General features: G+C 40.3%; 18 protein-coding genes. 6 read left to right on the top strand and 12 right to left on the bottom strand.

What is annotated here, in order from left to right; all coding sequences use genetic code 11:
• Positions 1-243 precede the first annotated feature (243 nt).
• Positions 244-3,141, bottom strand: coding sequence for a TonB-dependent receptor domain-containing protein (locus ACXZ1K_RS08205; protein WP_458972897.1), 2,898 nt, complete (start codon positions 3,139-3,141; stop codon positions 244-246).
• Between the two features lie 184 nt (positions 3,142-3,325).
• Between ACXZ1K_RS08205 and ACXZ1K_RS08200 the strand changes: the two genes are divergently transcribed.
• From ACXZ1K_RS08200 to ACXZ1K_RS08190, 3 genes are read left to right on the top strand one after another with little or no spacing between them, the layout of a single operon-like run.
• Positions 3,326-5,761 carry a penicillin acylase family protein gene (locus tag ACXZ1K_RS08200; RefSeq protein ID WP_458972896.1) on the top strand — a complete coding sequence of 812 codons (2,436 nt, stop codon included), beginning with the start codon at positions 3,326-3,328 and terminating at the stop codon, positions 5,759-5,761.
• A 5-nt stretch (positions 5,762-5,766) separates the two neighbouring features.
• A complete protein-coding gene (locus ACXZ1K_RS08195; protein ID WP_458972895.1) occupies positions 5,767-6,117 on the top strand; it encodes a hypothetical protein in 351 nt (116 codons plus the stop codon).
• 27 nt (positions 6,118-6,144) lie between these two features.
• Positions 6,145-7,128, top strand: coding sequence for a LuxE/PaaK family acyltransferase (locus ACXZ1K_RS08190; RefSeq protein ID WP_458972894.1), 984 nt, complete (start codon positions 6,145-6,147; stop codon positions 7,126-7,128).
• 48 nt (positions 7,129-7,176) lie between these two features.
• Here ACXZ1K_RS08190 and tyrS read toward each other — a convergent pair whose 3' ends face one another.
• Complete coding sequence (gene tyrS, locus ACXZ1K_RS08185; protein WP_458972893.1) at positions 7,177-8,463, bottom strand: tyrosine--tRNA ligase; 1,287 nt, start codon at positions 8,461-8,463, stop codon at positions 7,177-7,179.
• A 101-nt stretch (positions 8,464-8,564) separates the two neighbouring features.
• Between tyrS and ACXZ1K_RS08180 the strand changes: the two genes are divergently transcribed.
• The 3 genes from ACXZ1K_RS08180 to dapA are packed head-to-tail and all read left to right on the top strand — an operon-like array spanning position 8,565 to position 12,165.
• Positions 8,565-9,239 (top strand): ACP phosphodiesterase, encoded by a 675-nt coding sequence (locus ACXZ1K_RS08180; protein ID WP_458972892.1) that lies wholly within the window; start codon positions 8,565-8,567, stop codon positions 9,237-9,239.
• A 22-nt stretch (positions 9,240-9,261) separates the two neighbouring features.
• Entirely contained in the window at positions 9,262-11,274 is a 2,013-nt protein-coding gene (gene ligA, locus ACXZ1K_RS08175; protein ID WP_458972891.1) for an NAD-dependent DNA ligase LigA, read from the top strand.
• A gap of 9 nt (positions 11,275-11,283) precedes the next feature.
• Positions 11,284-12,165 carry a 4-hydroxy-tetrahydrodipicolinate synthase gene (gene dapA / locus ACXZ1K_RS08170; protein ID WP_458972890.1) on the top strand — a complete coding sequence of 294 codons (882 nt, stop codon included), beginning with the start codon at positions 11,284-11,286 and terminating at the stop codon, positions 12,163-12,165.
• Between the two features lie 69 nt (positions 12,166-12,234).
• Here the strand turns inward: dapA and ACXZ1K_RS08165 are convergent, their stop codons facing one another.
• The 10 genes from ACXZ1K_RS08165 to ACXZ1K_RS08120 all read right to left on the bottom strand — a co-directional run bounded on the left by ACXZ1K_RS08165 (position 12,235) and on the right by ACXZ1K_RS08120 (position 25,360).
• Positions 12,235-13,476 (bottom strand): aminotransferase class I/II-fold pyridoxal phosphate-dependent enzyme, encoded by a 1,242-nt coding sequence (locus tag ACXZ1K_RS08165; protein WP_458972889.1) that lies wholly within the window; start codon positions 13,474-13,476, stop codon positions 12,235-12,237.
• A gap of 113 nt (positions 13,477-13,589) precedes the next feature.
• Positions 13,590-15,227 (bottom strand): cell division protein FtsZ, encoded by a 1,638-nt coding sequence (gene ftsZ / locus ACXZ1K_RS08160; protein WP_458972888.1) that lies wholly within the window; start codon positions 15,225-15,227, stop codon positions 13,590-13,592.
• Between the two features lie 129 nt (positions 15,228-15,356).
• Positions 15,357-16,715, bottom strand: a complete 1,359-nt coding sequence (gene ftsA, locus ACXZ1K_RS08155; RefSeq protein WP_458972887.1) for a cell division protein FtsA — start codon at positions 16,713-16,715, stop codon at positions 15,357-15,359.
• Positions 16,716-16,742: 27 nt separating this feature from the next.
• On the bottom strand, positions 16,743-17,675 hold the full coding sequence (locus tag ACXZ1K_RS08150) for a cell division protein FtsQ/DivIB (RefSeq protein ID WP_458972886.1): 933 nt from the start codon (positions 17,673-17,675) through the stop codon (positions 16,743-16,745).
• Positions 17,668-19,023 carry a UDP-N-acetylmuramate--L-alanine ligase gene (gene murC / locus ACXZ1K_RS08145; protein WP_458972885.1) on the bottom strand — a complete coding sequence of 452 codons (1,356 nt, stop codon included), beginning with the start codon at positions 19,021-19,023 and terminating at the stop codon, positions 17,668-17,670. The genes ACXZ1K_RS08150 and murC overlap by 8 nt, the downstream gene beginning before the upstream one ends.
• A complete protein-coding gene (gene murG / locus ACXZ1K_RS08140) occupies positions 19,023-20,138 on the bottom strand; it encodes an undecaprenyldiphospho-muramoylpentapeptide beta-N-acetylglucosaminyltransferase (RefSeq protein WP_458972884.1) in 1,116 nt (371 codons plus the stop codon). Before murG ends, murC begins: the two co-directional genes overlap by 1 nt.
• Before the next feature lie 4 nt (positions 20,139-20,142).
• A complete protein-coding gene (locus ACXZ1K_RS08135; RefSeq protein WP_458972883.1) occupies positions 20,143-21,306 on the bottom strand; it encodes an FtsW/RodA/SpoVE family cell cycle protein in 1,164 nt (387 codons plus the stop codon).
• A 3-nt stretch (positions 21,307-21,309) separates the two neighbouring features.
• A complete protein-coding gene (gene murD / locus ACXZ1K_RS08130) occupies positions 21,310-22,653 on the bottom strand; it encodes a UDP-N-acetylmuramoyl-L-alanine--D-glutamate ligase (RefSeq protein WP_458972882.1) in 1,344 nt (447 codons plus the stop codon).
• A complete protein-coding gene (gene mraY / locus ACXZ1K_RS08125) occupies positions 22,653-23,903 on the bottom strand; it encodes a phospho-N-acetylmuramoyl-pentapeptide-transferase (RefSeq protein ID WP_458972881.1) in 1,251 nt (416 codons plus the stop codon). The genes murD and mraY overlap by 1 nt, the downstream gene beginning before the upstream one ends.
• The gene (locus ACXZ1K_RS08120; protein ID WP_458972880.1) at positions 23,903-25,360 is read right to left on the bottom strand and encodes a UDP-N-acetylmuramoyl-L-alanyl-D-glutamate--2,6-diaminopimelate ligase; all 1,458 of its coding nucleotides are present in this window, start codon (positions 25,358-25,360) and stop codon (positions 23,903-23,905) included. Before ACXZ1K_RS08120 ends, mraY begins: the two co-directional genes overlap by 1 nt.

Below are 25,360 nucleotides of genomic sequence, written 5' to 3'. Positions count from 1 at the left end.
AAAGGAATGTGGAGAGATAAAATGATTTAGCTGCCATGTAAATTAATTCGGCATGAAATAGGTTGACGAGCTTACTGTCCGCATTGATGCAGTAAGTCGGCAAAACTTACTTTTATCAAACAAGACAACTGCTCCTGTGACATTTTAGAAACAGCATAAAATGACGAAGCAACCTCTGAAAAGATCAGTAGGTTGCTTCGCTTTGCCAGAAAATACCTGGAATAGATTTTATAATATTGTTGACTAAGGGTTAAATGTTAAACCCACATAGTACAATGCTCCAACTGAAGGATTACCATACGAAGTGAAATAATACTTGTTAAGGATGTTGGATCCACCTAATTTAATCATGGATTTAATTGATGGAACTTTTAGGTTTATTTGTGCATCAAAGGTGCTAAATGCAGGTACGTCCCCAGAAGCAAATGATGAATTCCAATAGAAGGCATCCTGCCATCTGTATGCTACATTAAAACCTAGGTTTTTAATGATTTCTTTGTTACCGAAACCAAGGTTATAACGGATGGTTGGCGTATTGAAGTCATTAATGTACGTCGCAGGTAAGTCGCCAATTTCATTATAAGAAACGTTACCACTAATGTTGTAATTTCCAATCAGGTAATCCAGGCCTAGTGCTGCACCGTAAGATGTTACTTCACCTTCTGCATTTACAGGAACGCCGAATTTTGAAAATGCCGTTCCGTTTTGCTGATATACATCAACAGCTGTGATAAAGTTCTTGTATTTATTGTAATATCCGTAAGCATCAATTAACAATTTAGATCCAAGTAATCCTTTATATCCCAATTCATAAGCTTGGACACTTTCTGGTGTTACACCCTTAGGATCAAAATTATAAACTTGCAATAGTGCCGGGTTTGGAGTGCCTGCCGCAACAGAGCCCAGGAATGCACGGTAGCTTACATCAGTGTATGGCTTGTTTGTAGTTAACAATCCGTATTTATTTAAGCTACCTGGTAAACCTCCAATTAAACGTTGTAAACCACCTGCAACAGATAAATCAATATATTGATTTTGTGTAGTTGGATTGCGGTAACCAGTTTGATAAGAAACACGGATGTTGTTGTTTGGAGCTACAGTGAACACACCAGTTACTCTTGGCGTAAAGCGACCCTCAAAATTGCTATTTTTATCATACCTACCCGCAACAGTTAGCTTCAGTTTGTCGTTCAACAATTTTTTACCCAATTGCGCAAATGCTCCGTATTCTTTAATATTGATTTCGCCGTTAAGATCGTCGAATATGGTTCCGCCTGATCTTAATTGATATATCCTGTAAGAACTACCTACCTGAAACTCAACTACGTTATTAAAAACATTAGAGAAATTGTACATTCCCTCGTAATGGTATAAATTAGTTTTGTCATTGAACTTAGCACCAACTCCAGAAGCGATGGTACTGTTGGTCAGGTTAGCTTTTGCAGTTTCAAATTGAGGTGTTCCAGGAATTAAACGTCCCTGATCGGCAGCATTCCTGGCAGCAGCATGTGCCTGTGCGTCTGTTATACCCGGATTACCAAGTTTAGCACCTATATAAGTCCCTATGTATTGCGGATACCAGTCTGTAGATTTCTTACCCGCTTCGTTAATAAATGAACCCAGAATAGAGGAAATGTAGGAGTCACCAGACCTTTCTTGTGTGGTGTATCCTCTTAAAAAGAAGTCTTCACCTTTCAATTCCAGTTTATATTGCCCGATGCTGAAGTTGCGTAAAGAATAACGGTCTGAACCAGTATATACTGAAGTTCCTGTTCCCCAATTTGCCTGAGCAATGGCTTCAACCGTTGAAGTTAGCTTATAGTGCGCTGATCCTGAAGCTTTAAGGGATTGTGTATTATAGTCTACCAGAGCACTTTCATTGTATCCTGTACGTGTTACTGTTTGGTTTGGTAACACGCTTGGATTAGCTAGCCCGAAGTAAAAAGGAAGATATTGACCAATAACTGCAGGTCTTAGAGCCGCAGGTACATTAGCATTGATAAAGCCAAGGTATTGTGCATAAGTAGCACCGGCAGGAACATTATTCAGTACTGTTCTTGGATTGAACAAACCACCTGATGCAGCTAAGATACCAGCTCTTACAGCAGGCTCAATGCTTTGCGATACAACGCTACGCATGTTTTGACCGCTTTCATCACCATAAACATTTATTCCATCATAAGCAGGATCTGATGCACGGTCTCCAGCTTTAAACGTTCTTGAAGCACGGTCAAAGTTGCTGTAGTTATCAGCCTGCCAATCCTTAGCTTGCAAGAATGAAAAGGTTCCTTTAAGCGCGAAACGGTTGTTCCAGGCTTTAGCTAGTCTCACATCCAGTTGTTTGTATTCCTGGTTACCAGTATTGTTATCATTAACATGGTTGATTCCTGTCTTAAATTGGAAACTTGCACCTTGATAGGCGAAAGGGTTTTTGGAACTCATTAACATAGTTCCGTTGATACCACCAGCTCCATATAATGCTGACGATGCGCCTGGCAGTAACTCTACGTTATCCAGATCCAGATCGTTAACACCAATAATGTTACCAACCGAGAAATTAAGTCCCGGTGCCTGGTTGTCCATTCCATCCACATATTGGTTAAAACGTGTATTACCGTTGGAGTTGAAACCTCTGGTATTTACAGATTTGAACGTTAAACTTTGCGCACTTACCTCCACACCTTTCATGTTGGTTAAGGCATCATAAAAAGAAGGTGTTGGCAACTCTCTTAATACTGATTGTCCCATACGTTCTACAGAAACCGGAGATTCAAGGATACGCTCTGGGGTACGTGAGGCTGAAACGACAACTTCCTGACCCAGTATTGCAGATGATTCCAACTGGAAGTCTAAATTACTTACAGTTCCGCTAATTTCCTTTTCAATTGAAGTATAGCCTACGTAAGTAACTACTATGGTAAAGGGTGCTTTTTCTGTGGTGGAGAAGGAGTATTTTCCATTGCTGTTTGTTGCTGTTCCGGAAGTTTTCCCCTTGATGGTAATACCTACGCCAGGCATTGGTGCACTAGTGGCTTTGTCTGTGACAACTCCGCTAATGGTTACGCTCTGTGCCTGTGCAGATACAACTGTAACGCACAAGATTAAAAGCATAAATACGGCTTTTGTAAAAGTTTTGCTCATACTGTAATTTTATAAATGGTTAATTATATTCTAAATCTAGTACAAATTTTCAATTATCCAAATTGCTTTCCAGTTATAAATTAGTGCATATTTCTAATATGCTATAAATGATTAAGTTTTATGTTAAATTGCAGAACCAAATATTTCTAATAAGTACCTTGGCATATCTTTAATTTAAGCAGTGATGAATAAAATAAAAGCTATTATAACCGTTGTTATACCTGTTTTATTAACCTATTCCCTCAATACTAAATTCGGTGATACACCCCCGCTGCTTAAGTTCCTCAACCCGTTTACAGGGTTCTGGCAAAACGCAGAAAGCACTACCGTAAAGGCCAGCAAAAATATTGTTTTAAAGGATGCTTTACAGGATGTGGATGTCGCTTTCGACGACCGTATGATACCCCACGTATTCGCGAAAAATGACCACGATGTATATTACGCTCAGGGTTATGTAACGGCCATGCATCGCCTTTGGCAAATGGATTTCCAAACTCGGTATGCGGCCGGAAGACTTTGTGAAGTGGTGGGTAAAAAAGCGATTGAGGTTGATCGGTACCAACGTAGAATGGGGATGGTTTACGGCGCAGAAAAATCATTGGAGGGCATGATGGCCGATCCTCAATCTAAAGAAATGATTTTGGCTTATACTGCCGGAATCAATGCTTATATCCATTCATTATCTGCAGCTCAGCTCCCACTTGAGTATAAGCTTCTGGATTTTAAACCGGAGGATTGGACACCGATAAAATGTGCTTTATTGCTGAAACAAATGTCAGCCGTTCTGGCCATGGGTTCGGACGAATTTTATATGACCAACATTAGGAAAAAATTTGGAACCGATGTCATCAAAGACCTGTTCCCAGATTATCCTTTTAAAGAGGATCCGATCATCCCTTCCGGAACTAAATGGGATTTTACACCGCTTCCAATTCCTGAAGCTCCTACCTTGACAGATAATGATGTGGCGAGTAATGTGAGGACTAAAGAATTGGAGGAAGGAATCGGCAGTAATAACTGGGCCATTTCTGGCAAAAAAACAGCATCAGGATGTCCTATTTTGGCCAATGACCCACATTTGGATTTAACGTTGCCGTCTATTTGGTACCAGATCCAACTCAATGCTCCTGGGGTAAATGCTTATGGCGTTTCTTTACCGGGAGCTCCAGGCATTATTGTAGGTTTTAACAAAGATATTGCATGGGGAGTAACCAATGTTGCAGCAGATATACTGGATTTTTACAAAATTAAGTTTAAAGATAGTTCCCATAGCAGCTATTGGTATAATAATAAATGGAACAATACCAAAGTAAGGTATGAGAAAATTGAAGTTAGGGGTGGCAAGACAGAAACAGACACGGTTTTTTACACGCATCACGGACCGGTTGTTTACCTGGAAAGGCCGAAAAATTATTCCAGATCTAACAACGTTCCAACCGGCAGTGCGCTAAGGTGGATAGCCCATGATCGTTCAAATGAGCTTAAAACTTTTTACCTGCTAAATAGGGGAAAGAACTACGCCGATTACCGCAAGGCACTTACATTTTTTACCGCACCGGCTCAGAATTTCGTGTTTGCCTCCAACGAGAACGACATTGCCATAACTGCCAATGGAAAATTTCCATTGAAATGGAAAGATCAGGGTAAGTTTGTCCTTGATGGTTCTGATCCAAAAAATGATTGGCAAGGCTGGATTCCATCATCACAGAATCCTACCGTTAAAAATCCGCCAAGGGATTTTGTAAGCTCCGCCAATCAGTCTTCTACCGATCAAACTTATCCATATTATATCAATTGGGAGTTTGCCCCGTATGAACGTGCTAAGCGAATCAATGACAGGCTAACTGTAATGAAAAATGCGACGGCAGATAGTATAAGATTAATGCAAAGCGACAGCTACAGTATTTTTGCACAAAATGCCGTTTCTGCGATGGTTTCTAAAGTTGACAATGCCACCTTAAATGCTACGCAAAAAGAGGCTTTAAACAAAGTTACTGAATGGGATAAGTTCTATGCCCCAAACGCAATTGCAGCCAGCGTATTTGACCTTTGGGCAAAACGACTGCAATATGATATTTGGGATGACGAGTTTAGCGTTGATGATGTACCGATGAAATATCCTTCGAGAGACAGGACTTTACAATTGATATTGAATGAGCCGAATTCCAGATGGATTGACAACACGAAAACACCTCAGAAAGAAACTTTGAATGATTTAGTCAATGAATCTTTCAAATGGAGCTGTGACAGTCTGGAAAGAAAATATGGGCCAATTGGCACATTATGGGAATGGGCCAATGTTAAACATACCAACGTACCCCACCTTGCTAAAGTACCAGGATTTGGTTCCAAAACGTTAATGATTGGGGGCGGAAAAATGTCCATAAATGCACTTAGTGAGACAAATGGGCCATCCTGGCGTATGGTGGTCGAATTGGGTAAGACACCCAAGGGCCATGGCGTTTTTCCGGGTGGCCAATCCGGCAATCCAGGAAGCAAGTTTTACGACAATATGATCGATACCTGGGCCAATGGGCAGTTGTACGATTTGTATTACATGCAGACTCCTTCGGATCCAAATTCTAAAATAATAGCTAATTTAAAAATATCCAAAAAGTAATAAATATGGTATTTCTTGTTATCCTTATAGCCTCATTCTTATTGCAAATGGTTTTGCCATGGTGGGTAATTGTTGTTGTTTCTTTTGCCACCTGCGGATTAATTGGAAAAACCGGCAAGATTGCATTATGGTCGCCTTTTTTTGCCATTTTATTTCTTTGGACAGGTATGGCACTTTATAAAAGTTTGCCAAACGAAAATGTGCTTGCAGGCCGCGTAGCGGAAATGCTAGGGGTTAAAATTTGGTGGATAGTATTGGTATTAACTGCAATTCTTGGCGCTTTTGTGGCCGGCATCAGTGGCTTTTGTGGCTATCACTTTAGAAAAGCTGTGTTGGTTAAGAAAAGTACATCTTAATTACAGGCTGTTGTGTATTTTTGCGCTGTGAACGATTTAGCGCAGCGTATATTTTCCATTAGCAGCAAGGACGACTTTGATAAGGCTTGTTTAGCTGTTTTTGCCATCCAGGCGCAAAGATGCCACGTATACAAACAATACATTTCTAACTTGAAGATTGTACCTGAAAAGGTGAAGGCTGTCAATGAAATCCCCTATTTGCCAATTGGCTTTTTCAAAACCCATAAAGTTTTAAGCAGCGAGGAGCAGCCGCAAATTACCTTTAGCAGTTCTGGTACTACAGGAATGATTCAAAGCAGGCATTTCGTGACTGACCTAAATATTTATGAAGAAAGTTTCAATAGGGCTTTCGACTTATTTTACGGTCCAGCAGAAGAGCTTTGTATTCTCGCCTTGCTCCCATCATACCTTGAACGGGACGGTTCTTCCTTGATTTACATGGTTGATGCTTTACTGGAAAGAAGCAAACATATCGACAGCGGATATTTTTTACACAATCATGCTGAGCTATTTGATGCTCTTCAAAGACAGAAAAGCAAGGGGCAGAAGACGCTACTAATTGGAGTTACTTACGCTTTACTTGATTTTCTGGACAACTTCAGCATCTCGTTTCCCGAACTGATTGTAATGGAAACAGGAGGCATGAAGGGTAAAAGAAAGGAAATGGTGCGGGAAGAATTGCACCAGGCCTTGACAGCTGGTTTCGGTGTGGATGCAATTCATAGCGAATATGGCATGACTGAACTGCTATCTCAAGGCTATTCTGATGGCCAGGGCATTTTTAATTGCCCGCCCTGGATGCAAATTAACCTACGCGATACGAATGACCCACTTTCTGCTGTATCAGGCCAGAAAACTGGGGGTATTAACGTGATAGACTTGGCCAATATCAATTCTTGCTCATTTATCGCCACACAAGATCTTGGCAGAAGCAATCCCGATGGTTCTTTTGAAGTGCTGGGCAGATTTGACAATTCTGATATCAGAGGCTGCAACCTGCTGGTGCAGTAATTACTTTTAACCGTCTGTCGAATTTAACTGACAAGAATAAGAAAATTGTTATTCAGCTATGATCAAAAAGTAATTCTTTTTACCTTTTTGGACTATGATGAATTGATCGTTGATTAAATCAGCATTGTTATAACTAGCACTTGCATCAGCCACTTTAAGCTTGTTAACACTAAGTCCGCCCCCCTGAACTGTTTTCTTAACCTCTCCTTTTGAAGGAAATACATTTGTTTTTTCTGCCAGAAGCGTAGCTATATCTATTCCACTGCTTAGTTCAACTTTTGAAATATGAAATTGAGGAACCCCTTCAAATATTTCCAAAACACTTTTGGCATCCAGGGTTTGAAGAAACTCCAGCGCACCGTTTCCAAACAAGAATTCAGAAGTTTTGATAGCCGTCTCTAAAGCTGCTTCAGAATGGGTCCTAACTGTGATGTCTTCCGCGAGTGCCTTTTGTAGAGTTCTCAGGTGCGGAGCTTCGTTGTGCGCTGCTTCTAATGATTCTATTTCTTCCTTGCTTTTCAGCGTAAAAATCCTGATCCACTTTTTAGTATCGTCATCGCTGGCATTTAACCAAAACTGGTAGTATTTATAAGGAGATGTTTTCTCAGGATTCAACCAAACCGCGCCGCTTTCTGTTTTACCAAATTTGGTTCCGTCTGCTTTTTTAATAAGCTGTGTCGTTAACCCATATGCCGCACCGGCATCCTTTCTTCTAATCAACTCTGTACCAGTAACAATGTTTCCCCATTGGTCTGAACCGCCCATCTGAATAATACAATTGTGGTGTTTCCAAAGGTAATAAAAATCGTAACCTTGGATTAGCTGGTAACTGAACTCTGTAAATGACATACCTGTATCACCTTCCAAACGCTTCTTAACACTGTCTTTAGCCATCATGTAGTTGACAGTGATATGCTTCCCTACGTCCCTTATAAAATCAAGGAAATTGAAATTCTTAAACCAGTCTATATTGTTGACCATTACAGCGCCATTACCTTCGTCTGTAAAGTTAAGGAACTTGGCCAGCTGCACTTTCATCCCTGCCAGGTTGTGCTGCACCATTTCCTCGGTCTGCAGATTACGTTCGTCAGATTTTCCGGAAGGATCTCCAACCATACCAGTTGCACCACCTACCAATGCGTAAGGCTTGTGACCGGCCCGCTGGAAGTGAATCAATGTCATGATTTGGGTTAAATGACCAACGTGAAGAGAATCTGCAGTGGGATCAAATCCGATATACCCTGAGCACATTCCTGCATTTAGTTTCTCTTCTGTTTCAGGCATCGCATCGTGCAACATACCTCTCCACTTCAACTCTTCAATAAAATTGGTCATTTTTGTATCCTTTTGCGGCAAATATAGGAAAAGCTGAGTTATCCTATAATTACTCTGATCCAAAAAACCTGCTGGGCAGATAAAAATCCTTACTTTTAGTAATGAACTTCCTTTCCCATTTTTATTTTGAGCGAGATAACCCGGATGTGAACATGATCCTTGGTGTTGTACTGCCGGATTTTGTTAAAAATGCGGACAAAGGAATTAACCTCTACCCCGCTAAAACACCTCATCTTTTCACCGGGAATGACAATCAGTTGAGCATTTATAAAGGTTGGGAGCGGCACATAAAGGTTGATGCGTTTTTCCATTCATCTGATTTCTTTACCTACCAAACCCAACAGCTGAAGCAGTTGCTACTGCCGATAATGGAGACCACTGTGGTTAAACCATTTTTCCTGGCGCACATTGGCCTTGAACTGGTTCTTGATCATTTACTCATTATAAACGGAAATTTGAGCGTTGAAGCGTTTTACAATGCGCTGGCAGCAGCTGATCAATTGGCTACTGAACAGTTCCTAGTAAAAAGCAAATTAGATAACACGACTATATTTTTTAACTTCTTAAACGGTTTTATTACCAACAGATATCTTTTCAGCTACCAAAAATTAGAAAACATCTCTTATGCGTTGAACCGAATTTGCATGCGTGTTTGGAACAACCCCTTTACTGAAGAACAATTGTCTATGTTGACCAAACAGCTCATTGTATTTGCGAAACAGTTAGAAGAACAATATTTATCGATTTTTGTAGATATAGAGCGCCAGTTAAAATAGGCTTAATTTGTATCTTCGTTCCATGTCACTCCTCGATATAAAAGACAAAATGGACGAGCTGGTTAAGGAACTTAATCAGCATACCTACAATTACTATGTTTTGGCGATGCCAACCATCGCCGATTATGAATTCGATAAAAAGCTGGAAGCGCTTCAGAAGCTGGAATTGGAGCATCCGGATTTGGCAGATCCAAATTCTCCAACACAAAAAGTTGGAGGCGACATCACAAAATCATTTGTTACAGTTAACCACCGGTGGCCAATGCTGTCTTTGGGTAATACCTACAGCGAGCAAGACCTTAGAGATTTTGATGAGCGTGTTAGAAAAACAATTGGCGAGGATTTTGAATATGTATGCGAACTGAAATTTGACGGCCTTTCGATTAGTCTTACCTATGAAAACGATAAATTGATAAGAGCTGTTACCCGTGGTGATGGCAGTAAAGGTGATGATGTAACGACGAATGTTAAAACTTTAAATAAGATCCCACACCTACTTAAAGCAAAAGATGTTCCTCCGGTTTTCGAGATCAGGGGTGAGATTTTTATGCACAGGGCTGCCTTTGCCAGATTAAATAAGGAACGTGAAGAGCTGGGTGAAATTCAATACGCGAATCCGCGAAACTTCGCGGCAGGAACCATAAAGATGCAGGATTCTGCAGAGGTAGCAAAAAGACCACTTGATTGTTTTCTGTATTCTTTAAATACCGATAAAAATTACTTCAAAACACATTGGGATAGCTTGCAAGCGTTGAAAGAATGGGGTTTTAAGGTATCTGATGATACTAAGTTGGTGAATGGAATTGAAGATGTTTTAGCATTTATTGAGCATTGGAGTAATGAAAGGTTTAAACTGAGTTACGATATTGATGGTATTGTCATTAAAGTAAATAGCTATGCACAACAGCAAGAGTTAGGCTTTACTGCCAAATCTCCCAGGTGGGCAATATCTTACAAATATAAAGCCCAAGAGGTAGAGACTGTATTGGAACGCGTAACCTACCAGGTTGGCAGAACTGGCGCGGTAACACCGGTAGCCAACCTGAAACCTGTACAGCTTGCTGGTACTACCGTAAAAAGGGCTACACTTCACAATGCCAACGAAATTGAGCGCCTGGATTTGCACTTGGGAGACAGCGTATATGTAGAAAAAGGCGGAGAAATTATTCCAAAGATTATCAATGTAAACTTGGATAAGCGACTTGCAGGGGCGAAACCTGTTATATATCCGGTTGATTGCCCGGAATGTGGGACGCGCCTTATACGTAAGGATGGAGAGGTTGCTTTTTACTGTCCCAATGATGAGGGATGTCCCCCGCAGATTGTGGGTAAAATTCAACATTTTATTGGAAGAAAGGCAATGAATATAGATGGATTAGGCGATGAAACGATTGAAACTTTTTATCAGAAAGGATTGGTAAAGCACATCAGCGACCTCTATTTACTGCAAAACAAAGCTGATGAACTAAAAACGCTGGAAAGGTTTGGTGAACGCTCCATAGAAAACTTGTTAGCCGGAATTGAACAATCAAAAAAGATGCCTTTTGAAAAAGTGCTGTTTGGTTTAGGTATACGCTACGTTGGCGAAACCGTAGCTAAAAAACTTGCATTTGGTACAAAAAACATTGATAATTTGATGACTAGTAGCGTCGAAGAGTTAATGGGTATCGATGAAATTGGTCAGCGGATAGCAGAAAGCATTACCGAATACTTTGCTAAGCCGGATCATATAGAGCAAATTAACCTGCTAAAAGTCTTCGGCTTGCAATTTCAGGCACAAGAAAATGAAATAGCATTGCAAAGTGAGAAATTAACTGGAAAAACATTTGTAATTTCGGGCGTTTTTGAAAATTACAGCAGAGAGGAGTTGAAGGATTTGATCGAGAGTAATGGAGGCAAAATACTAAGCGGCATTTCTGCTAAACTTAACTATCTCCTTGCAGGTGAAAATATGGGTCCGTCTAAACTGGATAAGGCGAAAAAACTAAATGTACCACTGATAACAGAGGATGATTTATTTGAGATGTTGAAATAATAAAGTAAAATGAACAAATTTCATGGAACAGGTGTAGCATTGGTTACACCATTTAAGGCAGATGGATCGGTAGATTTTGACGGGTTAAAAAACCTGATCAATTACCAGATTGATGGAAATGTAGAATACCTGGTATCATTAGGCACCACCGGTGAAGCATCAACCCTTAATAAGGACGAAAAGAAGAAAATTTGGGAATTTACAGCAGAGGTTAACAACGGTCGTTTACCGCTTATTGCTGGCATTGGTGGCAATGATACCGCCTCTATTGCCAACTCGGTTAGCAATTTTAAAATAGACGGGTATGATGCGATTCTTTCAGCCAGCCCTTATTATAACAAACCGACTCAACAAGGTATATATGAGCACTATAAGGCGTTAAGCGAAGCTAGTGAGCTCCCATTATTGTTATACAATGTTCCTGGCAGAACTGGAAGCAATGTATCTGCGGAAACGACTTGCAGATTGGCGTACGACTTCAAAAATATTTTTGGAATAAAAGAAGCTTCTGGAAATTTTGATCAGTTCAACCAGATTATGCGCGATAAGCCGAAAGACTTTTTACTGATTTCTGGGGATGACCCGGTAGCTTTACCAATGATCGCACTTGGTGCAGTTGGGGTAATATCAGTAGTTGGTAATGCATTGCCAAAACAACTTTCTGACATGATCAGACTATCCCTTAAAGGAGATTACAATGCAGCTTTGCCATTGCATCTTTCGTTAATTGAATTTACAAGATTGATGTTTGCGGAAGGTAATCCTGCAGGTGCGAAAGCGTCATTGGCGTATTTCGGAGTTTGCGAAGACCATTTAAGGCTTCCATTGGTAAAAGTATCTGATTCACTTAGACAGGCAATTGTTGCCGAATCTAAAAAGCTCAGCAATTAAGTAATGATGTCATAATAACAAAAAAGCGCCCTGAAGTTCAAGGCGCTTTTTTTGTTATTGCGAATTATCTTATTCCATTACGAACTGGTTTTCCTTGTAATAACCATTCTTAAGTTTGTCAGAAACCTCACTGAAAGCGTCCAGAGTCCGCTGTACATCTTCAAGTGTATGCATAGCTGTAGGAATTAACCTTAATTCGATTAATCCTTTAGGGATCACCGGGTATACTACAATAGAACAAAAAATACCATAATTTTCCCGTAAGTCCATAGTAAGCGCAGTGGCTTCTAATAGCTCCCCTTTAAGAAACACCGGAGTAACCATTGTATTAGTAACGCCAATATCAAATCCGCGTTCTTTGAGGCCGCTTTGAAGTGTTGTGGCAATATTCCATAACCGCTCTCTTAGCTCCGGATTGTTCTTTAACAATTCAAGTCTCTTAAGCAAGCCAATAACCATTGGCATCGGCAACGCCTTTGCGAAAGTTTGAGATCTCATATTGTATCGGAAGAAATTGGTGATTTCTACGCTGGAAGCTACAAATGCTCCAATACCAGCCATAGACTTCGCAAAAGTTCCAAAATATACATCCACCCCCTCTATGCAATCTTGCTCTTCATGTGTACCTGCACCGGTGGGACCCATTGTTCCAAAGCCGTGAGCATCATCTATCAAAATACGGAAGTTGAACTCATTTTTAAGTGCAACAAGTTCCTTTAGTTTACCCTGTGCACCAGACATACCAAAAACCCCTTCGGTGATCAATAGTATACCACCACCGGTCTGTTCTACTAATTTAGTAGCGCGTTCCAATTGCTTTCTTGCGCCATCAATATCATTATGCTGATAAACAAAGCGTTTACCCATATGTAAACGCAAACCGTCTATTATACAGGCATGAGACTCGGCATCATAAACAATAACATCATTCCTGTCTACAAGGGCGTCTATGATGGAAACCATCCCTTGATAACCAAAGTTTAACAAGAATGCGTCCGGTTTTCCCACAAATGCTGCAAGCTCCTGCTCCAGTTGCTCATGATATTTGGAGTTGCCAGACATCATGCGCGCTCCCATAGGATATGCCATACCAAATTCTGCTGCACCTTGCGCGTCAGCTTTTCGAACCTCGGGATGGTTGGCTAAGCCCAGGTAATTATTTAAACTCCAAACTAAATGTTCTTTACCGCGAAAATTCATATGTGGAGCGATCTCTCCCTCTAATTTCGGAAATGAGAAGTATCCATGTGACCATTTATGGTGCTGCCCGATCGGGCCCATATGCTTCGCTATCTTTTCAAAAATATCCAATGCTATAGTATTAAGTTATTATGCTGCAAATTTAGGGTTATTATAACGGATAATCAATAATTACAAAAAAGCCTTAACAAATTGCTAAGGCTTCTTTTAAAATATTAAATTGTCTAATCAACGTTATCGTGCAGAAAGGAGTTGTTGGGTCTAATCTCTGTAGTTCCATCTTCATCGCTACTCAAAGTAAACCGAGATACCTGCGATTCCGACGAATGCTGCACTTGTTGTAAATTCATCTGTTTACGCTTATAAGCTGGCTCATTTTCCAGTTCCTGAAGGCCGTTACTTGTTCTTAACTTCATGCTAAGATCTTTCAGCCTCAAAATGCGTTCCTTGGATTTTTTCAGCTGATCCTCAATTGATTCGTCGCTTTTATCATCATCCTCTCCCACTTCAGCCTGCAACTCTTGTTCTGGCTCAAAGTCATTGTTGAACACTTCAGCCGGAGTTTCAAAAACGAAGTCAGTCTCTGCAAGTTTGATTTCAAACTCAAATCCTGATTCGTTCTGAGCTTCTGCCTCGTTGGCTTCTTCCTCCATAAAGGAATGCTTTACAAAGCTATTTTCAGACTCTTCCACTACCTTATTCTTTCCAGTGTTAAATAGGTCACCGAAAAGATCAGACTGTTTAGTGTCTTCTTTTAATTTCATCACAGGCTCCAGATTATGAACAACTTCAGCCTTTGGTGCCATGAAGGAGTTGACAGGTTCCACAGGTCTAACTAAAGGAGCTTCTTCGGGAGTTAATAGTGATATCTTCTTAACATTCTTTTTATCTTCTTCACGTTGCTCCTTGGTTTGGAAACCAGTTGCAATGATGGTTACCGACAGTTTATCTTCCAGATTTTCATCAATACAATTACCCCAGATCAAATCTGCAGATAGACCTGCTTTTTCTTGAATGTAATCGGTGATAATCGTTACTTCATCCATGGTAACCTCACGTAATCCTGAACTGATATTCAGGAGAATATATCTTGCACCCTCAATCTCATTGTCTTTTAATAATGGAGAGGCCAAAGCACCTTCAACTGCATTCAAGGCACGATTTTCTCCATCACAGGCAAAGCTACCCATAATAGATACACCGCTTTCCTTCATTACAGTCCGAACATCCTTAAAATCCACGTTGATATATCCTGGCACAGTAATGATCTCAGCAATTCCCTTTGCGGCTGTTGTTAAGATATCATCCGCCTGAGCAAATGCAGAACCTAAGGTTAGGTTTCCAAATATCTCTCTTAACCTGTCGTTGGATATAACTAAATAAGAATCGACATACTTTTTTAATTCATCCAGTCCGTCATTTGCCTGCATTTTCCGCCTTTTACCTTCAAACGCGAAAGGGGTTGTAATAATGGCTACAGTAAGTATATCCATTTCCTTTGCCGCCTTGGCAATAATAGGACTGGCACCTGTTCCTGTACCACCACCCATACCAGCAGTAATAAACAGCATTTTAGTTGTGCTACCAAGCATTTGTTTGATATCATCAATATTTTCTATTGCTGAGTTTTTACCAACTTCAGGAATTGACCCGGCACCCATACCTTCTGTTAAACTTGCGCCTAACTGTACTTTGTTTGGGATCGGACTAAACTCCAGGGCCTGGGCATCAGTATTACAAATTATAAAGTCTACACCTGTAATTCCCTGACGGTACATATGGTTTACCGCATTACCACCACCGCCACCAACACCAATAACTTTGATGATGGATGACTTATCTTTTAACATTTCGAACTGCATATCTTTATGAATCAGTTATTTAAAAATTTGTTTTACCTGTTCATCTACCTATGTAATATTAACACTTTTTTAACAGGCGTTTTCCACAAGTGTGAACAATGTGGAAAAATCGTGGTTTGTTGAAAAGTATTACGGCTTAATGTAATCTTCGTCGCTAACGCTCATATCATCTTTGATAAAATCCTTGGTCTTTGCCAACAATTTATCAAACAATCCGCCTCCCGAGCGCTTAATTTTTTCTTTGTCTTTCGGAGTGTCTACATATACACCAGGCTGCTTCATTTCCTCAATTAACTCTTCAGCTTTCTGAATTCCTTTTATCAATAAACCAACACTGGTTGCGTACATCGGACTTTTCAAATCGTCATACACAGTCTTCGGCATGTCATCGTACTTGGAAAGATGCTCATTTGGATAACCAACTCTGCAATCTAAGCCAGTAACATACTCTACCAACTGCGAAAGGTGCTTCAGCAAAGCGCCACCACCGGTAATCACCACTCCGCCAATTAATTTTTTCTCATAGCCTGAAGACTTAATTTCATAATAAACATGCTCAATTATCTCTTCCATACGGGCCTGGATTACATAAGCGAGGTTCTTTACTGAAATTTCCTTTGGCTCTCTGCCCCTTAGTCCGGGAACACAAATTATTTCGTTTTCTTTATTTTCTTCTGCCAATGCAGATCCAAATCTTGTTTTTAACAATTCAGCCTGATTTCTCATTACTGAACAACCTTCTCTGATATCTTCCGTAACACTATTTCCACCGAAAGGAATTACAGCAGTATGTCGGATGATACCTTCATGAAAGATTGCAATATCAGTAGTACCACCACCAATATCAACTAAAGCGATACCAGCTTCCTTTTCTTCATCACTCAACACTGATTCTGAAGAAGCCAATGGCTCTAATATTAATTCCTGAGTTTGTAAGCCTGCATTGGTTACACACCTCATGATATTCTTTACTGCGGTAACTTGCCCGGATATGATATGGAAATTGGCCTCAAGCCTTACTCCTGCCATTCCTATTGGATCTTTAATACCCGGCTCATTATCGATGGTAAATTCTTGTGGCAACACATGGATAATTTCTTCACCCGGTGGCATCACAAGTTTAAACATATCATCAATCAGTTTATCGATATCTTTTTTCCCTATCTCGTTATTTAATTCTCTTCTTGTAAGGATACCCCTATGCTGCAAACTTTTGATGTGTTGCCCGGCGATACCTACATTAACAACGCGAATCTCTACATTAGATTGCCCGCTTGCCAGTTCAACCGCCTGCGAAATGCCCTGAACTGTTTTCTGGATATTGGATACTACGCCTCTGGTTACCCCGGCAGACTCTGCCTTGCCGATGCCCAAAACCTCGATTTTTCCATGCTGCGTTCTCCTGCCAACGATAACGCAAATTTTGGTTGTACCAATATCCAAGCCTACTACTATTGGAGATTGAACGGATGATTTTTCTTTGCCCATAACAATATTGATTTGTTGAGTGTATATTTATTTGTTTTTCTTGGTATCTGTTTTCTTCTTTTCTTTAACAACAGTCTCTTCCTTTTTGATGTCCTCGCGGATCAATGAATCAATATCAGGAGACTCTCTTTGAGTGCTGTCGGCACCAAATTTAGTTGGAGCAGCTGCTAGTGCAGTCGAATCTACTTTGTTCTTTTCACACACAATCTGATTCGTGTATTTCACGTTAATAGACTTATAAGTATCCCATCCAACCTTCGGCATTGCCTGTTTATAAAAAGCCAGCAAATTCTTCATTTTCACATCAAGCGAATCTGCTGATCCCAAAATTATTCTCTGAATCCCTACGCGGGGCACAAGCTCTATGTCATTTTTGTCGTTAACATACAATTGCTCAATCTGCGAATCCCATACCGTATCAGACTTGATGTATAATGCGGTTTTATACAAATCTGCAGCTAGTTTTGTAATCAGCGTATCTACCTTCCCACTAAAATGCTCCATTATTTTTCCATTTGCCACCAACACATTTGCAGTGAAGTTTCCGGAAACTGGCATTTTTAATCCATCTCTGTCAATGTAATAGTCCTGGTCATTGGAATTAATTACCCTTAGAATTGGTTGGCGTTGCTGAATTTCAATATTGATTACACCATCCATATCCGCATAAACTGTAGCAAATGCGATATAAGGGTTAGACTTAATACTTTTTTCAATTTCCTCAAGATTAATATCCTCAAGGTTTCGCCCTATTAAACGACCCTGGCTCTGATTCAGTATAGCATCTACCTCTTCGCGCTCTATAAAATTGTCGGCACCGGGAATAAGGATTTTTATGTCTTTACACGCCATGGATTTTTGCTTTACACTAACGAAACTCATCAGCACAATCACACCGCTTAGACAGACTATCCAGGCAAAACCTTTAAAAACCGCTCTCCAATTAATTCTTTTAAACATAAGCTAAGAGATTTTTAAGCGGATTAACTAATGTATCAATATCTCCAGCCCCAACCGTTACCAAAAGTTCAGGCCTTCTTTGTTTCACTACTTCCAGCACCTCTTCCTTGGTGCATGCCATTTTATCTTCCAGACTAATCAGATCCAACAAATACCTGGAATCGATTCCGCTGATAGGCTTTTCACGTGCAGGATAGATCTCCAATAACATCAAGTGATCAACTGTACTGAGCACTTCAGCAAAGCCTGTTGCGAAATCACGTGTCCTTGTAAATAGATGAGGCTGGAACACCACTGACAATGCTTTGTTAGGATACAATTCCCTAACCGCATCAAAGCAGGCCTTTAATTCTTCAGGGTGATGTGCGTAATCATCTATATAAATCACCTCTGGTCTATTAACAATATATTCAAACCTGCGTTTTACTCCTTTAAAATTAGCAATAGCAGCCTTAATCTTTTCAGGTTCTACACCTGCTTTTATTGATGCAGCTACTGCCGCAGTAGCATTTTCGATGTTATGTCTGCCGGGAAGGGCCAATTCAACCTCTTTAAGGTGATGGATTCCGTCAGTGAAATCAAATACGAACCGCCCGTCTTTAACTTGAATATTTGTGGCCCGGATACCTTTGTCGTTATCAATTCCGTAAGTTTCTCCGTCCACAATGGGCAAACCAGCTTTTACAAATAAAGAACCATTTGGTTTAACTTGTCCTGCAAATAACCTGAAAGAATCTTGTAACTGAACTGCGTCTCCATATATATCCAAATGATCTGCATCCATGGAAGTGATTACGGCGATATCCGGATGAAGGGTCAAAAACGACCGATCATATTCGTCTGCTTCTACAACCACAACATCATTATCACCTAACAAAAAGTTGCTATTAAAATTTGTAGCAATGCCGCCAAGAAAAGCCGTACATCCAAATCCACTATCGTTAAGTATGTGCGCAATTATGGAGGAAGTAGTGGTTTTTCCATGTGTACCGGCTACTGCGATACAAAATTGACCTTTACTAATAATTCCTAAAACTTCAGAACGCTTTCTTAGTTCAAAATGATGATCTAAAAAATAATTAAGTATCAACGAGTCTTTGGGAATAGCCGGTGTATAAACAATAAGTAATTCCTGATCGGCAGCATCTAAATTACCAGGCAGTGAAGAAGGCTCATCAACGTAAGAAATTAGCATTCCTTCCGCTTCCAGGGTTTCGGTAAGCGCTGTTTTCGTTTTATCATATCCAGAAACAACGCAGCCCCTGTTTAAAAAGTACCTGGCAATTGCACTCATACCGATTCCTCCGATGCCTACAAAATATACGCGCTTAATTGTATTTAGTTCCATCAGCTTGCATCCCTCCCATCCGCTAAACTTAATACTTCCAGGGCAATCAGGTCGTCCGCATCAGGCAAGCCCATTTTTCCTATATTTTCTGAAAATGCCTGCATGCGTAGTTCATCTTTTAATAAAGCCAAAGCCTCACTAACCAACGTGTCCTCTGCAGACCTATCATTAATCAACAACGCAGCGCCATTCTTAACCAGTGCCATCGCGTTTTTGGTTTGATGATCCTCTGCCACATTTGGCGATGGAACCAATATTACCGGCTTTTTAATCAGACATAACTCAGCAATGGTACCTGCTCCTGCCCTGGAAATGATCAAATCGGCAGCAGCATACGCCATGTCCATTTTATTTAAAAACTCAAGTATCCTAATATTTGGATGAAAATCGACGCCCAATCTGTCTATGATGCCCTTGTAATAAAATTTTCCAGTTTGCCAAACCAGCTGAACATCCGCTTTCAGGATTTCAGGCAAATGCTTTTCAATACTTTTATTTAGGGTTCCAGCACCTAAACTACCACCGGTAACCAATATTGTTTTCTTTAAAGGATCCAGTTTCAGCATTTCTGCACCTTGGTGGTGCTTATTCGTGATATTCACCACATCCTTTCTAACCGGATTACCGGTTTTCATCAAACTATATGGCGGAAAAAACTGATCCATATCATCGAATGCAACACAAACTTTAGCTGCCTTTTTGCCCAACCACTTATTTGTGATCCCAGCATAGGAGTTCTGTTCCTGTATTAGATATGGGATGTTCTTTATTGAAGCTGCAAAAAGAATTGGGCCAGATGCATACCCACCAACCCCGACAACCACATCTGGTTTGAAATCCTTGATGAGCTTTAGGGCTGCCCTTAAGCTTCCAGCCAATTTAAATGGCAAACTCAAATTCTTAGCTATTGACCCTCTCTGAATTCCAGCGATATTAAGTCCGACAATTTTATAACCTGCCGCAGGAACTTTTTCCATTTCCATACGTCCTGTAGCCCCAACGAATAAAATCTCACAGTTCGGCCTCATACGTTTTAGCGCATTCGCGATGGAAATTGCCGGGAAAATATGTCCGCCAGTTCCGCCACCTGATATGATAATTCTTGTTGCTCCCATTATGCTATGCCATTGCAGGTATTTCGCCTACTATTATCTTTTTACTTCCGTACTCTTCTACATCCTTGCTCACACTCAATATTATTCCAAATGCAATACTGGTAAATATCAGTGATGTACCTCCCATGCTTACCAGGGGTAAAGGGACACCGGTAACGGGCCCTAAGCCTACTGCTACAGCCATATTTGCAAAGGCCTGTATGGTTAAACTAAAACTAAGCCCTGCCGCCAGCAGGGCGCCAAATGCCTTTGGTGCTTTGGTTACTATTCGTACACACCGATACAGCAGCACGATATACAGAACTACCACAACCATTGCTCCTAACGTGCCGTATTCTTCAACTATAATCGCGAAAATAAAATCTGAATAAGGATGCGGTAAAAAGTTTCTTTCTGTACTGTTACCCGGACCTTTGCCAAACATACCCCCTGTTGCCAGGGCAATCTTGGAGTGGTTTGCCTGGAAATTCTTATCTGATGTTTGTCTTTCAGGGTGCATAAACGCCTCAATCCTTGAGTTCCATGTTGCTGCACGTTCAGTTGTTAAAAACAAGATGACCATCATAAAAACGCCAGCTACACAAACAATAGATATCTGTTTGATACTTACACGTCCTACAATCAGTAACAGAATGCTCACGCCAAAAAGCATCAAGCCTGTCGACAAATTGGCTTTAGCAATTAAACCGAAAACAATCACCACAGAACCCATAATGGGTAAGAAGGAATTTTTAACATCCTTAATATTTTCCTGCTTTTTGGTCAGCATCCTGGCCAGAAATGTAATCAAAGAAAGTTTCGCAAGATCTGAGGTCTGAAAGGTTAGTCCAATAACAGGTACCTGAACCCAGCGCGCAGCACCGTTAATCTGACCGGTAAACAATGTATATACCAACAACGGTATGGTAATTAACATCAGTATTTTTGAAATACCTGCATAATACCTGTAGTCCAATAAGTGGGCCACATAAATCATTACAACGCCCATAACCACAAAAATCACGTGCTTATATAATAAATACTTTTCTACGGTAACACCTTTGTTGTAGGCAATTGTTCCTGTTGCACTGTATACAGTCAGTATAGAGATCATCGACAAAAGAATAATGATCAACCAAATCCAACGGTCGCCTTTTGTTTTATCCAGAATAGTATTTAATGCGATCATAGCTTACAATTCTTTTACAGCCGATTTAAATTGATTGCCTCTATCTTCGTAATTCTTAAAAAGATCAAAACTTGCGCAAGCGGGCGATAACAATACCGTGTCCCCTTTCTTAGCAAGATGGTAGGCAACTTGAACAGCCTCATTTGCCGAGAAAGTATTTACGATGATCTCCACATCATCTTCAAAGGCCTCATGTATACGCTTGTTGTCCTTACCTAAACAGACTATTGCTTTTACTTTTTTATGAACCATATCCTTTAACATGGAGTAGTCATTGCCTTTATCTACACCACCCATGATTAAAATCACTTCTGCATTAACACTTTCCAGTGCGTACCAGGTGGAATTTACATTCGTAGCCTTTGAGTCATTTATATAATCAACGCCAGATATCTTTGCGACATGCTCCAGTCTGTGTTCAATATTTTTGAAATCACCCATACTTTCGCGTATTGTGGCGTTTCTAATATCTAAAACTTTTGCTACTATGCCCGAAGCCATAGAGTTATAGATATTGTGTTTTCCCTGAAGGGCTAACTCTGTAATAGACATGGTTAATTGGTCGTTTAGGTTTATATTGATTTGTATGTTATCGTTTTCGAGGTATGCGCCACTATCCACCTTCTTGTGAATAGAAAAAGGATATGTTCTCGCGTTGACCCTTAATTTTTTCATGATCTTAATCGTCTCTTCGTCATCTTCGCAATAAATGAAGGTATCATCAGGCTTTTGGTTCCTGGTAATCCTCATTTTAGAGGCTGCGTAATTACTTAATTTGTAATCGTACCTGTCTAAATGATCAGGGGTTATATTGAGCAATACTGCTATATCTGCTTTAAACTCATGCATGTCATCAAGCATAAAGCTGGAAAGTTCCAGCACATACCAGTCGAAATCTGAAGTTGCAACTAATGCAGCAAAGCTGTTCCCGATATTTCCTGCCAAACCAACGTTTAAACCACCATTCTTCAGGATATGGTAGGTGAGCATGGTGGTCGTGGTTTTACCGTTTGAACCGGTAATGCAAACTGTCTTTGCATTCGTGTAGCGTTTAGCAAATTCGATTTCAGAGATTACAGGAATTTGCCTGCGCTTGATCTCTTTTATGATGTGGACAGTATCTGGTATACCAGGACTTTTTATTACTTCCGTTGCAGTTAATATTTGATCTTCCGTATGTTGCTTTTCTTCAAATGCAATGTTCAATTCCTGTAATTGTTGCCTGTACTGATCCGGGATGATACCAAAATCAGAAACAAAGACTTCAAAGCCCTGCTTTTGTGCCAGCATAGCTGCTCCAACGCCACTCTCTCCGCCTCCAAGAATTACAATTTTACCCTTTTGCATTACCTTAGTTTTAGCGTTATTATGGTGATAATTGCTAACAAAATTCCGATGATCCAGAACCTGGTTACAATCTTAGCTTCGTGATATCCTTTTTTCTGATAATGATGATGTAGCGGTGCCATTAAAAATATGCGCCTACCTTCACCCAAACGCTTTTTCGAGTACTTGAAATAACTTACCTGAATAATTACAGATAGATTCTCTAACAGAAATATTCCACATAAAATGGGAATTAGCAATTCTTTACGAATCATTATTGCAAAGGCCGCAATTATGCCCCCGATGGCCAAACTTCCGGTATCACCCATAAAAACCTGCGCCGGGTATGAATTGTACCAAAGGAAACCTACGCAGGCCCCAACAAAAGCACCAGCAAATATCATCAACTCTCCGGAGTTGGGGATGTACATGATGTTTAAGTAGTCTGCAATAACCGTATTACCAGAAACATAGGCCAATAACCCCAGGGTAATCCCTATAATAGCAGATGTTCCCGTGGCTAGCCCGTCAATTCCATCTGTAATATTGGCTCCGTTTGAAACTGCGGTGATGATAGTGATCACAAAAAACATGAAGACTATTACTGCATACTTCTCGTAGCCTGGACCTAAAAACTTAAGCACTTTGGCGTAATCAAACTCATTGTTCTTGTAAAAAGGCACATTCGTTAAGGTAGATTTTACATCTTGTGTATAGTAAAAGCTTTCCCCTTTTTGCCTTAGAATCATTGGTGCGTCGGCAGGCTTTGTGATACTTCCTTCATCAACAGTTTGCCTCACTACAATATTCGGGTTGAAATACATGGTCCAGCCTATTATTATTGCTAAACCAACCTGCCCCACTATTTTAAACCTACCGGCCAAGCCCTCCTTATTCTTTTTAAAAACCTTTATATAATCATCAACGAAACCAATTGCACCCATCCAAACTGTGGTCACGATCATCAAGATCACGTAAACATTGGTTAGGTTTGCCAAGAGCAGCGTTGGAATAAGAATACCCAATAAAATCATGATACCACCCATGGTAGGCGTACCTTGCTTTTGCATTTGTCCCTCTAAGCCCAGATTTCTAACGGTCTCTCCCACTTGCATGCGCTGCAAATAATTGATAATCCTTCTTCCGTAAACTGTTGTGATAATAAGGGAAATTATAATCGCAAGAGAGGTTCTGAAAGTGATGTACTGAAACAACCTTAATCCGGGAAAATCATAATTCTGATTTAAGTACTCGAATAAATAATATAACATTAGCTGATTAAGTTAAATTGTTCCAATAAGATTTCTTTGTCGTCAAAGTGATGCCTAACCCCATTCACTTCCTGATATTTCTCGTGGCCTTTTCCCGCAACTAAAATAATATCGCCTGGTCTTGCCAAAAGGCACGCCGTCTTAATTGCTTCTTTTCGATCTATAATGCTTAGTGCCTTTCTCTTATTTGTTGGCGACACTCCTGCTTCCATTTCTCTTACAATTGTGGCAGGATCTTCAGTACGCGGGTTGTCAGAGGTAAGGATAACCTTATCACTCCAATCGCAGGCAACTTGTGCCATTATCGGACGCTTGGATTTATCCCTGTCGCCGCCACAACCCAAAACAGTAATGACCTGTTCTGTACCTTTTCTAATATTTTGAATAGTGCTTAACACATTTTGTACGGCATCTGGAGTATGCGCATAGTCAACAATCCCGATAAGGCCATTTTTAGAAGTCAGGTATTCAAACCTTCCCTCTGCACCATCAAGTTTGCTTAATGCAGTTAACACAGCCAGCTGATCCTGATCAAGCAACAAGGCAGTCCCATAAACAGCCAATAAATTATAGGCATTAAACGACCCTACCAGTTTAAAGAATACTTCAATACCGTCAACATCAAGATGAAGGCCATTGAAACTATTTTCAACCACAGTGGCTTTAAAATCTGCAAGCTGCTTCAGTGCGTAAGTCTTTTTTGATGCTTTGGTATTTTGCAACATGACCATACCATTTTTATCGTCCGCATTCGTTAGGGCAAATGCAGATTTGGGCAAAAGATTAAAGAATCCACGCTTTGCTTTGATATAGTTGTCAAACGTATGGTGGAAATCCAGGTGATCATGAGTGATGTTGGAAAACACACCACCGGCAAAAGTTAACCCTTCAATTCTGTGTTGCACTACAGCATGAGAACTCACTTCCATAAAACAATAGCTACAACCCTGCTCTACCATTTTGCTTAGCAAATCATTCAAAGCTAGAGGATTAGGGGTAGTATGCGTAGCAGGAATGATTTCATCATTTATTTGATTCTGTACAGTAGATATCAGTCCTACTTTATAACCCAGTGCTACAAATAGTTTAAAAAGCAATGTGGCAATCGTCGTTTTTCCATTGGTACCGGTGATGCCAATCAAATTAAGCTTAGCGGAGGGGTTCTGATAGAAATTTGCAGCCATAATTCCAAGGGCAGCACTACTTTCTGCAACCTGGATATAAGTGACATCACCGCTTTTTTGCTCAGGAATATCCTCGCAAACAATAACAGATGCACCTGCTTTGATCGTAGATTCTATGTATTGATGCCCGTCAGACAAAGTACCTTTAATGGCAAAAAATGCAGATCCCGGGCTTACTTTGCGGGAGTCGAATACCAACGCGGTTATCTCCCTGTTTGTATGACCAGAGAGGCTTACGATTGATACTCCATATAATAATTCCTGCAACTGCAT

This window comes from Pedobacter jaeyakensis (genome assembly GCF_054461315.1).
This window is presented reverse-complemented; position numbering and strand designations above follow the sequence as displayed.

Coding starts and splice junctions, on each gene's coding strand:
- ACXZ1K_RS08205 (WP_458972897.1), bottom strand. CDS start 3,141: ATGAGCAAAACTTTTACAAAAGCCGTATTTATGCTTTTAATCTTGTGC.
- ACXZ1K_RS08200 (WP_458972896.1), top strand. CDS start 3,326: ATGAATAAAATAAAAGCTATTATAACCGTTGTTATACCTGTTTTATTA.
- ACXZ1K_RS08195 (WP_458972895.1), top strand. CDS start 5,767: ATGGTATTTCTTGTTATCCTTATAGCCTCATTCTTATTGCAAATGGTT.
- tyrS (WP_458972893.1), bottom strand. CDS start 8,463: ATGACCAATTTTATTGAAGAGTTGAAGTGGAGAGGTATGTTGCACGAT.
- ACXZ1K_RS08180 (WP_458972892.1), top strand. CDS start 8,565: ATGAACTTCCTTTCCCATTTTTATTTTGAGCGAGATAACCCGGATGTG.
- ligA (WP_458972891.1), top strand. CDS start 9,262: ATGTCACTCCTCGATATAAAAGACAAAATGGACGAGCTGGTTAAGGAA.
- dapA (WP_458972890.1), top strand. CDS start 11,284: ATGAACAAATTTCATGGAACAGGTGTAGCATTGGTTACACCATTTAAG.
- ftsZ (WP_458972888.1), bottom strand. CDS start 15,227: ATGCAGTTCGAAATGTTAAAAGATAAGTCATCCATCATCAAAGTTATT.
- ftsA (WP_458972887.1), bottom strand. CDS start 16,715: ATGGGCAAAGAAAAATCATCCGTTCAATCTCCAATAGTAGTAGGCTTG.
- ACXZ1K_RS08150 (WP_458972886.1), bottom strand. CDS start 17,675: ATGTTTAAAAGAATTAATTGGAGAGCGGTTTTTAAAGGTTTTGCCTGG.
- murC (WP_458972885.1), bottom strand. CDS start 19,023: ATGGAACTAAATACAATTAAGCGCGTATATTTTGTAGGCATCGGAGGA.
- murG (WP_458972884.1), bottom strand. CDS start 20,138: ATGGGAGCAACAAGAATTATCATATCAGGTGGCGGAACTGGCGGACAT.
- ACXZ1K_RS08135 (WP_458972883.1), bottom strand. CDS start 21,306: ATGATCGCATTAAATACTATTCTGGATAAAACAAAAGGCGACCGTTGG.
- murD (WP_458972882.1), bottom strand. CDS start 22,653: ATGCAAAAGGGTAAAATTGTAATTCTTGGAGGCGGAGAGAGTGGCGTT.
- mraY (WP_458972881.1), bottom strand. CDS start 23,903: ATGTTATATTATTTATTCGAGTACTTAAATCAGAATTATGATTTTCCC.
- ACXZ1K_RS08120 (WP_458972880.1), bottom strand. CDS start 25,360: ATGCAGTTGCAGGAATTATTATATGGAGTATCAATCGTAAGCCTCTCT.